Annotated in this window: 15 protein-coding genes; 9 read left to right on the top strand and 6 right to left on the bottom strand. The window is 70.6% G+C overall.

The features are described 5' to 3' along the window. The 4 genes from H5J26_RS20380 to H5J26_RS20365 all read left to right on the top strand — a co-directional run. Positions 1-411 (top strand): hypothetical protein (locus H5J26_RS20380; RefSeq protein ID WP_210771563.1); only part of this gene is annotated, 411 nt, incomplete at its 5' end. Positions 412-983: 572 nt separating this feature from the next. Beyond that, positions 984-2,243 carry a S1C family serine protease gene (locus H5J26_RS20375; RefSeq protein WP_309237996.1) on the top strand — a complete coding sequence of 420 codons (1,260 nt, stop codon included), beginning with the start codon at positions 984-986 and terminating at the stop codon, positions 2,241-2,243. 105 nt (positions 2,244-2,348) lie between these two features. Continuing rightward, the gene (locus tag H5J26_RS20370) at positions 2,349-2,825 is read left to right on the top strand and encodes a sec-independent translocase (RefSeq protein WP_181767353.1); all 477 of its coding nucleotides are present in this window, start codon (positions 2,349-2,351) and stop codon (positions 2,823-2,825) included. Between the two features lie 205 nt (positions 2,826-3,030). Next, positions 3,031-3,684 (top strand): hypothetical protein, encoded by a 654-nt coding sequence (locus H5J26_RS20365; RefSeq protein WP_181767352.1) that lies wholly within the window; start codon positions 3,031-3,033, stop codon positions 3,682-3,684. A gap of 146 nt (positions 3,685-3,830) precedes the next feature. Here the strand turns inward: H5J26_RS20365 and H5J26_RS20360 are convergent, their stop codons facing one another. The 3 genes from H5J26_RS20360 to H5J26_RS20350 are packed head-to-tail and all read right to left on the bottom strand — an operon-like array spanning position 3,831 to position 7,038. Beyond that, a complete protein-coding gene (locus tag H5J26_RS20360) occupies positions 3,831-5,015 on the bottom strand; it encodes an Mrp/NBP35 family ATP-binding protein (RefSeq protein WP_181767351.1) in 1,185 nt (394 codons plus the stop codon). 57 nt (positions 5,016-5,072) lie between these two features. Further along, a complete protein-coding gene (locus tag H5J26_RS20355) occupies positions 5,073-5,708 on the bottom strand; it encodes a DUF1003 domain-containing protein (RefSeq protein WP_181767350.1) in 636 nt (211 codons plus the stop codon). Further along, positions 5,698-7,038, bottom strand: a complete 1,341-nt coding sequence (locus H5J26_RS20350) for a magnesium transporter MgtE N-terminal domain-containing protein (RefSeq protein WP_181767349.1) — start codon at positions 7,036-7,038, stop codon at positions 5,698-5,700. Before H5J26_RS20350 ends, H5J26_RS20355 begins: the two co-directional genes overlap by 11 nt. A gap of 226 nt (positions 7,039-7,264) precedes the next feature. On the opposite strand from H5J26_RS20350, the gene H5J26_RS20345 reads away from it, so the two are divergent. Further along, positions 7,265-7,972, top strand: coding sequence for a hypothetical protein (locus H5J26_RS20345; RefSeq protein WP_309237995.1), 708 nt, complete (start codon positions 7,265-7,267; stop codon positions 7,970-7,972). An 85-nt stretch (positions 7,973-8,057) separates the two neighbouring features. Here H5J26_RS20345 and H5J26_RS20340 read toward each other — a convergent pair whose 3' ends face one another. Together H5J26_RS20340 and H5J26_RS20335 are read right to left on the bottom strand one after the other, a co-directional pair. After that, complete coding sequence (locus H5J26_RS20340) at positions 8,058-8,588, bottom strand: hypothetical protein (RefSeq protein WP_181767348.1); 531 nt, start codon at positions 8,586-8,588, stop codon at positions 8,058-8,060. 105 nt (positions 8,589-8,693) lie between these two features. Beyond that, entirely contained in the window at positions 8,694-9,809 is a 1,116-nt protein-coding gene (locus H5J26_RS20335; RefSeq protein ID WP_181767347.1) for a magnesium and cobalt transport protein CorA, read from the bottom strand. A 479-nt stretch (positions 9,810-10,288) separates the two neighbouring features. Between H5J26_RS20335 and H5J26_RS20330 the strand changes: the two genes are divergently transcribed. The 4 genes from H5J26_RS20330 (at position 10,289) to H5J26_RS20315 (ending at position 13,511) form a co-directional block, all read left to right on the top strand. Further along, positions 10,289-10,894: a suppressor of fused domain protein gene (locus H5J26_RS20330; protein ID WP_181767346.1), complete on the top strand. Its 606-nt coding sequence runs from the start codon at positions 10,289-10,291 to the stop codon at positions 10,892-10,894. A gap of 132 nt (positions 10,895-11,026) precedes the next feature. Then, the gene (locus tag H5J26_RS20325) at positions 11,027-11,665 is read left to right on the top strand and encodes a DUF6758 family protein (RefSeq protein ID WP_181767345.1); all 639 of its coding nucleotides are present in this window, start codon (positions 11,027-11,029) and stop codon (positions 11,663-11,665) included. A gap of 256 nt (positions 11,666-11,921) precedes the next feature. Further along, positions 11,922-12,779 carry a PHP domain-containing protein gene (locus H5J26_RS20320; protein ID WP_181767344.1) on the top strand — a complete coding sequence of 286 codons (858 nt, stop codon included), beginning with the start codon at positions 11,922-11,924 and terminating at the stop codon, positions 12,777-12,779. Positions 12,780-12,905: 126 nt separating this feature from the next. Further along, positions 12,906-13,511, top strand: a complete 606-nt coding sequence (locus tag H5J26_RS20315; RefSeq protein ID WP_181767343.1) for a MarC family protein — start codon at positions 12,906-12,908, stop codon at positions 13,509-13,511. A gap of 30 nt (positions 13,512-13,541) precedes the next feature. Here the strand turns inward: H5J26_RS20315 and H5J26_RS20310 are convergent, their stop codons facing one another. Beyond that, entirely contained in the window at positions 13,542-14,444 is a 903-nt protein-coding gene (locus H5J26_RS20310) for an alpha/beta fold hydrolase (protein ID WP_181767342.1), read from the bottom strand. Positions 14,445-14,665 lie beyond the last annotated feature (221 nt).

Below are 14,665 nucleotides of genomic sequence, written 5' to 3'. Positions count from 1 at the left end.
GCCCGTTCGGCGACGTCCGCGGCCGGCGCCGAACGCGACCGCCGCCGCAGGGATTCCGTCGGAGCCCGCTCCGAGCGGAGCGGTGGTGTTCTGAGCGTGAGTGCGGCCGCAGACGCCACCGGTGCGTCAGTGAAGGCGGGCCGCGACTCCGCTTTCCATCGCGGCGCTCCGTGGGCGGCACCTTCCACGCCCACCGGGGCTCAGGAGCAGGTCGACATGATCTATCCGCTCCTGCGCGACGCTCTGTTCGCTTCGCCGCTGACAGGTTCCGCGCTGCCCTCGGTCACCTACAACTCCTACGGCGATGACTCCTATGCGGGTACGCCGATGGGCGGCGTTTCCGGCGGCGGTTCCGCGGAGAACGCACCCGCTCCTTCCCCCGTCGCCACGGCCGCACCGCCGCGCGGCTGACGCCCGGGCTTCGCTGCGCCCGCTCCACCGGACCTGATTGAATTCCGGTGGGGCGAGGGTGAATTGCTCTTCAGAAACGAACACCGGGGGAGAGCATGGACGAGGGGAAGTCCGCGGGGCCGCACCCGAAGTGGTGGAGTCGTCCACGCAGATACGCACGCGGCGCTCAATCCCCGTCCTCCGCAACGCCCGTCCCGCCGTCCCCGGACGCGTCAACGGACCCGCCGGGGGCGGAAACCGCATTCCCCGCAGCGGCTGCTGCGCCTTCCGGGCAAGCGGAGACCGGGAGCCCGTCCGGTTCCGACGAGGCGGCACAGCCCAAGGCCGAACCGTTGCACGGAGTCGATCCGTACAGCACGCCGCCGTACGGCGGCCCAGGCCCCTGGGCGCCGGCCCCGCTCGTCCAGCACCCTTCGGCGACGCCGGCGCAGGGCGTCCGGATTCCACCGGCCCCGAACTCGACTCCGTCCCCGCCTCAGACTCCTGCAGCGGCGAACAGCACGAACGAGTCCGCACAGGCAGTCACGTCGGCCACGTCGGCACAGAGCACCCACGGTCTCGCTCCCGCCGCCGTGCCCGCGCCCCGTGCACACCCCGATCCGGGCCCGCCGCCTCACGAGGCCCCACCGCAGCCTCACGCGCCCTCGCCCTGGCTGCGTTACGACCCCTGGGCTCCCGCGCCCGCCCATGACTCGGCGTACGGCACCACCGGCCCGCGGAAAGGCCGAAGGGGCCGCCTGGTCGCCGGTGCGATCGCACTGGCCCTGGTCTCGGGCGGCGTGGGCGGCCTCGTGGGCGCGTACCTCGAAAGGGACGGAGCCACCGGCGGGATCGAGTTGCCGCAGGCGCCCGCCGACAAGGCCCGCCGCGCACCGGGCAGCATCGCGGGCATCGCCGCTCAGGCGCTCCCGGGCGTGGTCACGCTGCATGTGAGCGGTGGCGGAGGTGAGGCCACGGGTACGGGATTCGTTCTCGACGAGCGCGGCCACATCCTCACGAACAACCACGTCGTCGACGCGGCAGGCGACGGGGGCCCGGTGGAGGTCACCTTCCACGACGGCCAGTCGACGAAGGGCGAGGTGGTCGGTACGGACTCGGGCTACGACCTCGCCGTCGTCAAGGTCTCAGGCGTCTCACGGCTCGACCCGCTGCCGCTGGGCAACTCCGACTCGACGAGGATCGGAGATCCGGTCGTCGCGATCGGAGCGCCGTTCGACCTCGAAGGGACGGTCACCTACGGCATCGTCAGCGCGACGCACCGCCCCATCACCGCCGGTGGCGGCCCGGAGAGCGCCGACACGAGCTTCGTCGACGCCCTCCAGACCGACGCCCCCATCAACCCCGGCAACTCCGGCGGCCCGCTCGTCGACAGCCAGGGCAGGGTCGTCGGCATCAACAGCGCCATCAAGGCGGCCGACAACGGCTCGGGGCTCCCGGGAGGCAGCGAGGGCGGCAGCATCGGCCTCGGCTTCGCCATACCGGTCAACCAGGGCAAACGCGTCGCCGAAGAACTGATCAACAAGGGCCGGGCCACGCATCCGGTCATCGGCGTCCAACTGGACCTGGCCTACGGGGGCGACGGCGCCCGCGTCGAAGGATCCGGCGTACGGGGCGGCGAGCCCGTCAAGCGCGGCGGTCCGGGCGACAAGGCGGGCATCAAGCCTGGCGACGTCATCACCGCGGTCGACGGCACGCGGGTGCACAGCGCCGAGGAGCTGATCGTGAAGGTGCGCAGTCACAGGCCGGACGAGGTCCTCGACCTGAAGCTCCGCCGGGACGGCGACGACCGCTCGGTCCGGCTGAAGCTCGGCTCGGCGAATGACGACGAGTGACCTCCTGCGGATGCCGAGGCGGGCTCCCGTCCTGCCCGGCACTGCGGGTACCGTGATAGCGGGCCGTACCGCCCGTGAACGCATCAGGGATGAGGGAGCTGCAAGGTGTTCTTCGACATAGGACCCCTAGAGCTGGTCGCGCTCGTCATCCTCGCTGTCCTCATCTTCGGGCCGGAGAAGCTGCCCAAGGTGATCCAGGACGTTTCGGGCTTCATCCGCAAGGTGCGCCAGTTCTCGGACAACGCCAAGGAAGACATCCGTTCCGAGCTCGGCCCGGAGTTCAAGGACTTCGAGTTCGAGGATCTGAACCCCAAGAACTTCGCGCGCAAGCACCTGCTCGACGACGACGATCTCGGCATCAAGGAGATCCGCAACGGCTTCGACCTCCGCAAGGACATGGCAGAGGTCACCGACGCCGTGAACGGCACCGAGAGCACGAGCGGCAGCAGGAGCAGCGGCAGCCGGGCGAACCTGCGCAAGGGCGAGTCGAGCGGTGTGGCGACGTCGGATCCGCTGACCAAGGACCGGACCGAGAACGGTCCGAAGGACGAGCCGCCGCCGTTCGACGCCGACGCCACCTGAGGCCCTCGGACCACTCCGCGCACTGCCGGACCATCTGCCTCACCGGCGTCACCTGAGAGGCGCATCTCACGTCCCCGATGTCGGTGTGATGTTTGGTCATGCCCGAAACCGTGCACCGGGGTGGCTATCCTCCCAGTGTCCGGGGTTCGCCGTCCGAGGGGGGCAGGCTGCCCGTGGCACAGGGCAATGAGGAGGCTTCGCGCAGATGGAGACGAGGAGACGGGTGGCCGGGGAACCCGGGCCCGCCGCACCGGAGGAATCCGGTGCCGAGCGGGCTGTGGACGGGTTCTTGACGGCTTCATTTCCGTGGTACGGCCTCGACGAGGCCTTCACCGGACCGCGCTGGCTGATGCAGGTCGGGGCAGCAGCGGACGGCAATGTGGAGCACGGGTCGACAGGTCATGGCGAGGTGCCCTCACTCAAGGTGGAGGCGAACCCCGACAATCAGCGCTTCGCGGTCACTGTGACGGTGGCGAGCCGTCCTGTGCGGCGCAGCGCTGACGGCACAGGAGTTCTGGAGGCGACGTCGGTTTCCACCGCCGCGTGGCTCGCCGGTTCCGGGCTGCTGTCGTGCACATGGCCTCAGGAGATGGAACGGGGGCTGCGGCAGGACTGGCTCGACCAGCAGACCGTCGTGGCATGGGAGCTCGCCGACGACCTGGGGGGAGAGGGATGGACCACGCTGACCCTGCCGGTCGACGGCGTCCCCACAGACTTCCACTACCGCGAGTCCGAGTACGGCTGGGTGCTGGCGGGCGCCGCGCAGGAAGGCGTCCACATCGGCGCGTACGGTCGCGGAATGAGCGCCTACGGCCTCGGTTTCGCCGTGGTCAAGGACATCAACAGCTACGAGCAGTGAGCGCGGGAGAGAGGCCACCGGCCCGCAGCTCTCACCTCTGAGAAGCGCAGACGAAAAGGGACGCCCTCCGCCGAGGGCGTCCCTTCATGCGTGCCGCGGCGGCACGGGCCGTACGTGCGCGCTGCGGCACGTACCGGCGTACCGCGTCAGAACTTGTTGCTCGGAGTGAGCCCCAGAGACATCCCGGACAGGCCGCGCTGCCTCGCGCTGAGCTTGTCGGCCACCGACCGCAGGGCGGCACCCGCAGGCGAGTCGGGGTCGGTGAGAACCACCGGCTTGCCCTCGTCGCCGCCTTCCCGCAGGCGGAGGTCGATCGGGATGGCCCCGAGCACGGGCACCTCGGCGCCGGTCGTCTTCGTCAGGCCCTCGGCGACGCGCTGGCCACCGCCCGTGCCGAAGACGTCGACCATCTCGTCGCAGTGCGGGCAGGGCATGCCCGACATGTTCTCGATGACGCCGACGATCTTCTGGTGCGTCTGTACGGCGATGGAGCCGGCCCGCTCGGCGACCTCGGCCGCCGCCTGCTGCGGGGTGGTGACGACGAGGATCTCGGCGTTGGGTACCAGCTGGGCGACGGAGATCGCGATGTCGCCGGTGCCGGGCGGCAGGTCGAGCAGCAGCACGTCCAGGTCGCCCCAGAAGACGTCGGCCAGGAACTGCTGGAGGGCGCGGTGGAGCATCGGGCCGCGCCAGACCACCGGGGCGTTGCCCGGTGTGAACATGCCGATCGAGATGACCTTCACGCCGTGGGCGGAGGGCGGCATGATCATGTCTTCGACCTGCGTCGGGCGGCTGTCGGTGCCCAGCATCCGGGGCACGGAGTGGCCGTAGATGTCGGCGTCGACCACGCCGACCTTCTGGCCCTCGGCCGCCAGTGCCGCCGCCAGGTTCACGGTCACGGAGGACTTGCCCACGCCGCCCTTGCCCGAAGCCACGCAGTACACGCGGGTCAGCGACCCGGGCTGCGCGAAGGGGACCTCACGCTCGGCCTTGCCGCCGCGCAGTGAGGAGGCGAGCTCGCGGCGTTGCTCGTCGCTCATCACGTCGAGCTCGACGCCGACGCGTGTGACGCCTTCGACGCCCTGGACGGCCTCCGTCACGTTGGTGGTGATGGTCTCGCGCATCGGACAGCCGGAGACCGTCAGATAGATCACGACGTCGACCGCGCCGTCGGACGCGATGTCGACGGACTTGACCATGCCGAGGTCCGTGATCGGCCGGTGGATCTCCGGGTCGTTCACGGTCGCCAGGGCGGCGCGAACTGCGTCCTCGGTGGGGGAGGACGTCGAGGATCCTTCCCGGACGGACCCCGGGGGAGTGTCGGTAGCCATGCGGAAATGGTACGGCCGCCCCGTCCGTCACCCGAAGGCGCGGGGTGGCGGGGTTCGTCACGTCCGGTTGTGGGGCCCCACCCGGGTCCCGGTCCCGGCGGAATCGGGGACCTGCTGCCGGGGGTGCTCCAGTTCCTTGACCAGTTCCTGCAGTTCGGAGCGGATCCAGTCGCGGGTCGCGACCTCCCCGAGCCCCATGCGCAGCGAGGCGATCTCGCGGGTCAGGAACTCCGTGTCGGCGATGCTCCGCTCGTTCTGCTTGCGGTCCTGCTCGAGATTGACCCGGTCACGGTCGTCCTGACGGTTCTGTGCGAGCAGGATCAGGGGTGCCGCGTACGACGCCTGGAGCGACAGGGCGAGGGTCAGGAGGATGAACGGGTACTCGTCGAAGCGCAGCGCCTCCGGGAGCAGCACGTTCCAGGCGATCCAGACCGCGACCACGAAGGTCATCCAGACGATGAACCGGCCGGTGCCGAGGAGGCGCGCGATCTCCTCGGACAGCCGTCCGAAGGCTTCCGGGTCGTACTCCGGGAGGAATCTGCGCCTCGGTGCGCGCGGGACGTCCAGGCGTCCGCGTGAGCTCCGTTCCCGCTCCCGCTCCCAGTCGCGGTCCCGGTCCCTGTCCCTGTCCCTGTCCTTGTCCCTGAGCCTGAGCCTGTTCCGGTCACGCTCCCGGTCCCGTTCAGCCGCCATGCCGAATGCCCCCCTCCGCGTCCCGTCCGCCCGAATCCGACAGCTCGCGTGCGGCGTCGTCGCGCCAGTCGTCGGGCAGCAGCTGGTCCAGCACGTCGTCGACGGTGACCGCGCCCAGCAGATGGCCGCCGTCGTCGACGACCGGCGCCGCCACGATGTTGTACGTCGCCAGGTAGCTGCTCACCGACGGCAGCGTGGTCTCCGGCGGCAGCGGGCGCAGATCAGTGTCGACGATGGAACCGACGAGGGTGAAGGGCGGGTCGCGCAGCAGTCGCTGGAAGTGCACGACCCCCAGGTACTTCCCCGTCGGGGTCTCGTCCGGGGGACGGCACACGAAGACCTGAGCCGCCAGCGGCGCCGACAGGTCCGCGTTGCGGACCCGCGCGAGCGCGAGCGCGACGGTGTCGTCCGGCTGGAGCACGATGGGCTCCGTCGTCATCATGTTGCCGGCCGTGCCCTCCTCGTACGACAGCAGCCGCCGCACGGGTGCCGCGTCCTGGGGCCGCATCAGCTGGAGCAGGCGCTCCTTGTCCTGCTCGGCCAGTTCCGAGAGCAGGTCCGCGGCGTCGTCCGGGTCCATCGCCTCCAGTACGTCGGCGGCGCGCTCGTCGCGCAGCTCGTCGAGGATCTCGACCTGGTCGTCCTCGGGGAGCTCCTCCAGCACGTCCGCCAGCCGGTCGTCGTCGAGCGCGGCGGCGACCTCCACGCGGCGCTTGGCGGACAGGTGGTGCAGGGTGTTCGCGATGTCGGCCGGGCGCATGCGCTCGAAGGTCGCCAGCAGAGTGGCCGCGCCCTGCTCCTTCTCCTCCAGGGCGAACCCCGTGACGGCGGACCACTCCACGGTCAGGGTTTCGCCCCGCCGCCTGAGCGCCCCGCCCTTGCCCCGCGGCGTCCGCCGGACGAACACCTTGTCGATCTGCCAGTCGCGTCGCCCCGGCAGCTGCTGGATCGCCACGTCCAGGACGGCGGCCTGCTCATCCGTCTCCACCAAGGTCACACGGCGGTCCAGGAGCTCGCCCAGCACCAACGTTTCCGCAGGGCGCTGTTCGAAGCGGCGCATGTTCACCACGCCCGTGGTGATGACCTGGCCGGACTCCACACCCGTCACGCGCGTCATGGGAAGGAACACCCGCCGCCTGCTGACCACTTCGACCACCAGCCCCAGCACGCTGGGAGGACGCTCGCGGCCCGGCCGGTCCCCGTCGGAGCCGGGCTGGTCCCGCAGCATGACGACGACGTCGCGTACCCGGCCGACCTGATCGCCGTTGGGATCGAAGACGGCGATGCCGGCGAGGTGCGAGACGAAGACCCGTGAGGAGCCTGCGGCCATCCGTCGGCCCTCCTCGTCGTCAGTACGCTCCGGCGCTTACGCACCCTTTGCCTGTTTCAGCCTAGCCTGGCGGGCCCTTGTGAGACCGTGCGGGATGGTCCGGACGGCTGCCGTCCGCCCTTGGGTACGGGTCCGGGTAAGGTGCGGTCCCCGGCCCGATCTCCAGGAGGTTGCCGACGTGGTTGGACGTGCCCGCACACGACGGAGCACGGCCCTGGTAGGGGTTGTGTGCGCGGGACTCACAGCGGCGCTCAGCGCATGCGCAGGGGATCCGGACGAGGGCACCAACGGGGTCGGCAAGCTCTCCGCGACCCGCGTCGAGAAGAAGGCCCGTGCAGCCGCGGAGAAGGCGGGTTCGGTCAAGCTCTCCGGAAACGTCGTCAGCAAGGGCGTGAACTACCGCCTGAACATGCGTCTCAAGCGCGACGGCGCCACGGGCAAGGTCTCCAAGGGCAACTCCACGTTCGCCCTGCTGAAGGTCGGCAAGGACCTCTTCCTCAAGGCGGACGCCGACTTCTGGGCCCGTCAGGAGAAGGGCGGCAAGGAGCCGTCCAAGTCGGACGTGCGGGCAGCGGGCAAGCTGGACGGGAAGTACGTCGTGGTGCCGTCCGGGGACCCCGCGTACAAGCAGCTCAGCGGCTTCGCCGACATGCGCCTGCTGCTGGACGGCCTGCTGGCGATGAACGGCAAGCGCGAGATCGGTGACCGGGGTGAGGTCGGCGGTGTCAGAACCGTCCGCGTCCAGGCCGGTGAGGGAGGCGGCGGCATCGTCGACGTCTCGCTGATCGGCAAGCCGTACCCGATGCGCGTGGAACGCGGCGGCGGCGCCGGCACGCTCGAACTCGCCGAGTGGAACAAGGACTTCGCGCTGCGGGCGCCGAACAAGAAGCAGGTCGTCGACTACGGCAGGAAGATCGCCGCGGCCAGGAGCTGAGCGGACCGGGCGCACGACGCGTGCGCCTCGCCCACTTCACCAAGGTCCCGGCGCCCGCCGCCCGGCCGCGAGCGGTCGCCAGAGCTCAGGAATCCGCCGCGCGACGCCTGCGGAAGAGCAGCTTGGGCAGCCCGGCGGGGATCCGGCGTCGCGTGGTCGCCTGGGTCGGCAGCGGGGCCGCCGCGAGGGAGTCGTCCGGCATCGAACCCGGCTGCTGTACGGGCGCACCCGCAGGCTCCAGACGCAGCACCCGGCAGTCACGCGCCCAACGGTCGGCGACGGTCTGGAAGTCGGGCGCGTTCAGCCGCTTGCCCTTCAACTCTCCGACTGTCGCTTCCCATCGTTCGCCACGGGGCGCCAACTCGACGACGCGCGCGGGCCAGACCACGAGGCGCCCGCCCTTGTCCTTGCTGCGCACGGTGACGGTCGCGCTGCCGCCGTCCGTCAACCCCAGGCCGTCCAGGGGCTGTTCGAGCGGGCCGCCGCCGACGAGGCAGACGGCACCGTCGTGCCAGACGTGCCACAGCGACCGTGCGGGGCCTTCCGGCCCGCGCACCCAGATGAGACCGGACTTCTTGCTGGCCTCCTCGATGAGGGCCTGATCGAGCAGCGTCATGCCCGCAGGCTACCGGGAACGCACGGACCGGGCCGCGCACCTAGCGGACGGCCCGGTCCCGAACCGTCAACACGACGGGTCAACAACGACGGCTGACGACGTCGCTCAGAGCCAGCCGTTCCGCTTGAAGCCGCGGTAGATGGCGACACAGATGGCCGCCGTGACTCCCATCACCGTCGGATAGCCGTATTTCCAGTGCAGTTCAGGCATGTAGTCGAAGTTCATCCCGTAGATGCCCGCGATCATCGTGGGCACGGCGAAGATCGCGGCCCACGAAGTGATCTTGCGCATGTCCTCGTTCTGCGCCACGGTCGCCTGCGCGAGGTTGGCCTGCAGGATCGAGTTGAGCAGGTCGTCGAAGGCGAGCACCTGCTCGTTCACCCGGGTCAGGTGGTCCGCCACGTCGCGGAAGTACTTCTGGATCTCCGGGTCGATCACCTGCATCGGCCGCTCGCTGACGAGTTGCATGGGGCGCAGCAGCGGAGAGACCGCCCGCTTGAACTCCAGCACCTCGCGCTTGAGCTGGTAGATGCGCCCGGCGTCGCCGCCGCGCCGGCCCTTGCCCGCGGTGTTGGAGAAGACCTCGATCTCGACCTCGTCGATGTCGTCCTGCACGGCGTCGGCCACCGCGAGATATCCGTCGACGGTCTGGTCGGCGATCGCGTGCAGCACCACCGAGGGGCCCTTGGAGAGCAGTTCCGCGTCGTCCTCCATGCGGTGCCGCAGCGCGCGCAGCGAGCCCTGCCCGCCGTGCCGCACGGTGATGATGTAGTCCCGGCCGGTGAAGCACATCACCTCGCCGGTCTCCACCACCTCGCTGGTGGCGGTGAGTTCGGCGTGCTCCACGTAGTGGATCGTCTTGAAGACGGTGAACACGCTGTCGTCGTACCGCTCCAGCTTCGGCCGCTGGTGCGCGTGGACCGCGTCCTCGACGGCCAGCGGGTGCAGCCCGTAGTCGGTGGCGATGCCGGAGAACTCCTGCTCGGTCGGCTCGTGCAGACCGATCCACACGAACTCGCGCCCTCCGCTCGCGCGGACGCGGCGCAGCGCCTCGTCGGGGCTGTGGTGGGCACTGACGCGCAGTCCGTCGCGGTAGACGGCGCAGTCCACGACGGCTGTGCCTGCGCCGTCTGTGCGGGTGCTCTCGTAGGGGTGTGCCGAACGGCCTCCCTTGCGCAGGGACGGGCGTACGGCGGCGCGCAGGTCTCGGATCATCGACATGCCGGGCTCCTCATGGATGCCAGCCGTCGTCCGGCGGAGCGCTACCCGGAATGTGGGCCTACGTCCCTGCTGTGCAGGATCCGGAGGTCTGCAAATCGGGTACCGCTCGGGACCGGCCTGACGGCGTTCACTGGTTCGCAGTCGGACGGGATGGAGCGAAGCTCGGGCGCTCTTCCATCGCGCGGAACCCGGCGGAGAATCCCCGGCGAACTGGTTCCCCGTGTGGGGGTTTCAGCAGCAGAAATGCTGGGGAGTAGGGCGCTCAGGAGTGGGGACGCGAGGTCGTGACGGAAGAGCAGTTGGTACTGCACGGTCGACTCGGATCCATGTCAGTCCCACCTCCTCCGGCCGGTCCCCCGTGGGGGACGGTTCGCATGCCTGACCAGCAGCCAAGGTAACACCGCCTGAGGGGTGCCGTGCCCGTTCGGGCCGGGCGGGGGCGTCTCTTTGCCTCGTCCTTACGCGATTATCCTCACGCCATGGCTGACGTATCGAAACTTGTGGAGGCACGGCTCCGTTCGGCGTTCGGTGAGCCTGACGCCCGAGCGTCGGTGACCTTCCTCGGTACCGAGCGCATCGAGGTGCTGCGCTTCCTGGAGGCCGACGCCGCAGGCGAGGGCGGCATCGTGCGGTACGCCACGCTCGGGATGTCCGCCGCTCCCATGACCGACCCCGCTGCGGTTCTCGCAGACCCTGAGCTGGGCCCCCGCGCCGAACTGCTCCTGTCCGTACGCCTCGGGGCCGCCGAGACCGACCAGGTGCTGCGACCGCTCGCCGTGCTCGCCGCCTCCCCCCAGGTCGAGGGGGTCGTCGTGGCGCCGGGTGCTTCCCTCGACGTCGGTGAGCCGTTGTGGCCCGGTGCGCAGTTCACGTCCGTACTCGTCGCCGAACCGGGCGGTCTGGTCGAGGACTTGGAGCTCGAGGCACCTCTCGACCCCGTGCGTTTTCTCCCGCTGCTGCCCATGACCGCCAACGAGGCCGCGTGGAAGCGTGCGCGGGGGGCGGCCGCGCTGGAGGAACGCTGGCTGCGGCACGGCACGGATCTGCGTGATCCACTTCGCGGCGGCGTTCCGTTGACCGACTGATACCAGCCGTTCCGAGTGCGGGGTGAAGACCGCGTCCGCGCCTCGTGACCCGTGGGCACAACGTCGGTCTTCGGCCAACTTCGGGTAGATGATCCTTGACGCGGACGCGGCCGGGGAGGACCGTTGTGCTCCATGAGGGGCGAACCCAGTTGCCCGAAGTGCGGTGGCCGGGTACGGGCGCCCGGACTCTTCGCGGACTCCTGGCAGTGCGATCTGCACGGCACGGTGCACCCGCTCCAGCCTGTCGTCCCCCCGAGCGTCGAATCTCTCGCCGTGGCCGTCGGCCGCACGAAGGTTCCCGTGTGGATGCCGTGGCCTCTGCCGGTGGGCTGGCTGTTCTCAGGCGTGGCCTGCGCCGGTGACGACAGAAGCGGCGGACGGGCGACGGCCGTCGCGTGTTCGGGGCCGGGCCCCCTCGGGGGTACGGGCGAACTCATCCTCGTCGCCGAGGAGTTGGGCGTGGGGCTCGGAGCGCGCTACGCAGGCGTCGACGGTCCCGACCCCGGTCCGGGAATGTGCGTCGACAAGCCTCCGCCCGTCAAGGTGCTGGCCGCGGGACGGCCCACACCCATGTGGCACGTGGGCGGCGCGGCCAGCGACCGTGCGGTCTTCGCGGGTGAGGCACGAGGCCTGTGGCTCTGGGCGATCGTCTGGCCGGAGCAGTCCGGGCTGCTCCTGTACGACGAACTCGTGCTCACCGACCTTCGTGACGCCGGCGCCGAGGTCGACCTGCTGCCGTGCGGCACGCTCTCGTCGCGCATCCTCTCCTGACGGTCGGGGGGGCTCCCGGTGAGGTACGGAGAGCGCCCCCCGGAGCCCTGCCGCCAGAGGGCCCCTGTGTCCTGCGACCAGAGGTCTGCAGTGAGATTCGACCAGAGGTCTGCGGTGAGATTCGACCAGAGGTCTGCGGTGAGATTCGACCAGAGGTCGGTGGCCCCTCGGGCCCGTCCCTGGCGCACCACCGCAGACGGTTATCCTGAGAGCACCCCCGCGCCGTCCGTCCCCGTCCTTGGCTGGAGCCTGTCCCGTGCGCATCGACCTGCACACCCACTCCACCGCGTCGGACGGCACCGACACCCCCGCCGAGCTGGTCCGCAACGCCTCCGCGGCGGGCCTCGACGTCGTCGCCCTCACGGACCACGACACCGTCTCCGGATACGCCGCCGCCCTGCGCGCGCTGCCGTCCGGGCTCACGCTCGTCACGGGCGCGGAACTCTCCTGCCGGCTGGGCGGCATCAGCCTGCACATGCTGGCGTACCTCTTCGACCCCGAGGAGCCCGAACTCGCCCGCGAGCGCGAGCTCGTACGGGACGACCGCGTGCCGCGCGCCCAGGGGATGGTGCGCAAGCTGCGCGACCTGGGGGTCCCCGTGACGTGGGAGCGCGTCGCGGAGATCGCGGGGGACGGTGCTGTCGGCAGGCCCCACATCGCGACCGCGATGGTCGAGGCAGGCGTCGTCGAGAGCGTCTCGGACGCCTTCACTCAGGGCTGGCTCACGAACGACGGCCGCGTGTACGTCGAGAAGCACGAACTCGACCCCTTCGACGCGCTGCGGCTGATCAAGGGAGCCGGGGGAGTGGCCGTCTTCGCACACCCCCTCGCCGCGAAGCGGGGGCAGTGCGTGCCGGAGAGCGCCGTCGCGGATCTCGCGGCCGCGGGGCTCGACGGGGTGGAGGCCGACCACATGGACCACGACGAGGCCACCCGCGCCCGTCTGCACGGCCTCGCCGCCGACCTCGGGCTGCTGGCCACCGGCTCCAGCGACTACCACGGCAGCCGCAAGGACTGCCGTCTCGGCGAACACACCACGGCGCCCGAGGTCTACGCCGAGATCGCGGCCCGTGCCTCGGGTGCGGCGCCGGTCACCGGCCCTTCGGAGCGCTGACGCCGCCCCGCCCGGCGGTTCCCGCTCCTCGCCGCGACGGCCGGCCGTCCCACGCCGCTCCTGCCGTCCCGTGTCCCTGTCCCCACCCGGCCGCTCGCCGTCCGGGCCTCCCAGCAAGGCAACGCCGTGTTCGACTTCGCGCTCTTCGGGTCCGTCTTCATCACCCTTTTCGTGATCATGGACCCGCCAGGCATCACACCGATCTTCCTGGCGCTGACCTCCGGCCGCCCGGTCAAAGTGCAGCGCAGGATGGCGATGCAGGCGACGGCTGTGGCGTTCGGCGTCATCGCCGTCTTCGGACTGTGCGGCCAGCAGATCCTCGACTATCTGCACGTCTCCGTGCCGGCGCTGATGGTCGCCGGCGGTCTGCTGCTCCTGCTAGTCGCCCTGGACCTGCTGACCGGCAAGGCCGATGAGCCCTCCCAGACGAAGGACGTCAACGCCGCGCTCGTACCGCTGGGCATGCCGCTGCTGGCGGGCCCGGGGGCCATCGTCTCCGTCATCCTGGCCGTGCAGCGCGCGGACGGCGTCGGCGGCCAGGTCTCGGTGTGGGTGGCGATCCTCGCCATCCACGTGGCGCTGTGGCTGGTGATGCGCTACTCGCTGCTGATCATCCGGATCATCAAGGACGGCGGTGTGGTGCTCGTGACGCGCCTGTCGGGCATGCTCCTGTCGGCGATCGCGGTGCAGCAGATAGCCAACGGCGTCAGGCAGTTCATCTCGGGCGCCTGACGCCGACCGGTCCACTGCACCGTCTGGACGTCAGCTCGTCGCGGCGTCCCAGAAGCTCGTGAGCGCGCGGGCCGTCTCCCGGGGGTCCTCGGCGTTGGGAGAGTGCCCCGTGCCCTCCACGACGGTGCGTGCGGCCCCCAGACGCCGCGCCATCTCGTCCAGCAGGGGTACGGGCCAGGCGTAGTCCACGGAGCCGGACAGCACGTGCAGGGGAAGGGGCGATCCGCCCGACCCCACATCCGCGACGGCGTCGGCGAGTTCGGCGACCCGGTCGGGCTCCGCGATCAACTGCTGTGCGGTCGCCGAGAGTTGTTCAGGGACGTGTGCCATCCAGCGTCTGTGCAGGAAGTCGGCCACCTCGGGCGGCGTGTGCTCGTCCGCCGCCTCGACGGGATCCAGTTCGAGCATGGCCTGCCAGATCTCCTCCATCTCCATCACCGGCAACGCGCCCAACAGCAGCTTCAGACGGTGCTGTTGGCCGGCGGAGACAGCAGCCGGACCGCTGCTCATCAAGGTGAGTGACGCGAAGGGACCGGCGTCACGCATCACCGCCGCGCGCGAGATGAGACCACCGAGCGAGTGGCCCAGCAGATGCACCTTGGTGCCGGGGGAGGAGCCGGAATCCCCGCGGAGCGCCTCCGTCACGGCCAGCAGGTCCTGAGCGAGCTCGTTCTGCGCGTAGGCGGACTCGTTGCGCGGCCCGTCCGACTCGTACTGCCCGCGTCCGTCGACGGCCAGGACCCTGTATCCCGCGTCTGCCAGAGGGTCCAGCAGAGCGATGAAGTCCTCCTTGCTGCCTGTGAACCCGGGCACCAGGAGCGCCGTGCCGAGACGGGGTTCGCCGGCATCGTGCACGGCGAACTCGCCCCGTGCGGTGCGCAGTCGGTACGCGCGAGCCGTGGAGGGCAACACGAGGAACGGGGGCTTGCTCATGCCAGGACGCTACCGTCTGGCCCGCGTCCGGACCTCCTGGACGGCATCCGCGCAGCGCCGAGGCCCGGTGCCCCCGGAGTCATCCGAAGGGTGCCGGGCCTCGATGCGCTCAGCGGCGCCTGGTCGTGCCGGGTCGGCCCGTGGGCCGGTCGCCGCTCAGCTGTCGGGGGTGGCCGTCCCCTGCTGTGTCGCCTTCGCACCGCCGCTACGGGTGCGACGAC

Source organism: Streptomyces albidus (ex Kaewkla and Franco 2022) (genome assembly GCF_013870515.1).
Classification (GTDB): domain Bacteria; phylum Actinomycetota; class Actinomycetes; order Streptomycetales; family Streptomycetaceae; genus Streptomyces; species Streptomyces albidus.
The sequence above is the reverse complement of the archived record's forward strand: the minus strand, read 5'-3'. Positions and strand labels throughout refer to the sequence as shown.

What these genes read in the sequence shown, in the direction of transcription:
- H5J26_RS20310 (WP_181767342.1), bottom strand. Translation starts at nt 14,444, where the DNA reads ATGAGCAAGCCCCCGTTCCTCGTGTTGCCCTCCACGGCTCGCGCGTAC.
- H5J26_RS20355 (WP_181767350.1), bottom strand. Translation starts at nt 5,708, where the DNA reads ATGGCGGCTGAACGGGACCGGGAGCGTGACCGGAACAGGCTCAGGCTC.
- H5J26_RS20360 (WP_181767351.1), bottom strand. Translation starts at nt 5,015, where the DNA reads ATGGCTACCGACACTCCCCCGGGGTCCGTCCGGGAAGGATCCTCGACG.
- H5J26_RS20340 (WP_181767348.1), bottom strand. Translation starts at nt 8,588, where the DNA reads ATGACGCTGCTCGATCAGGCCCTCATCGAGGAGGCCAGCAAGAAGTCC.
- H5J26_RS20325 (WP_181767345.1), top strand. Translation starts at nt 11,027, where the DNA reads ATGAGGGGCGAACCCAGTTGCCCGAAGTGCGGTGGCCGGGTACGGGCG.
- H5J26_RS20335 (WP_181767347.1), bottom strand. Translation starts at nt 9,809, where the DNA reads ATGTCGATGATCCGAGACCTGCGCGCCGCCGTACGCCCGTCCCTGCGC.
- H5J26_RS20330 (WP_181767346.1), top strand. Translation starts at nt 10,289, where the DNA reads ATGGCTGACGTATCGAAACTTGTGGAGGCACGGCTCCGTTCGGCGTTC.
- H5J26_RS20350 (WP_181767349.1), bottom strand. Translation starts at nt 7,038, where the DNA reads ATGGCCGCAGGCTCCTCACGGGTCTTCGTCTCGCACCTCGCCGGCATC.
- H5J26_RS20365 (WP_181767352.1), top strand. Translation starts at nt 3,031, where the DNA reads ATGGAGACGAGGAGACGGGTGGCCGGGGAACCCGGGCCCGCCGCACCG.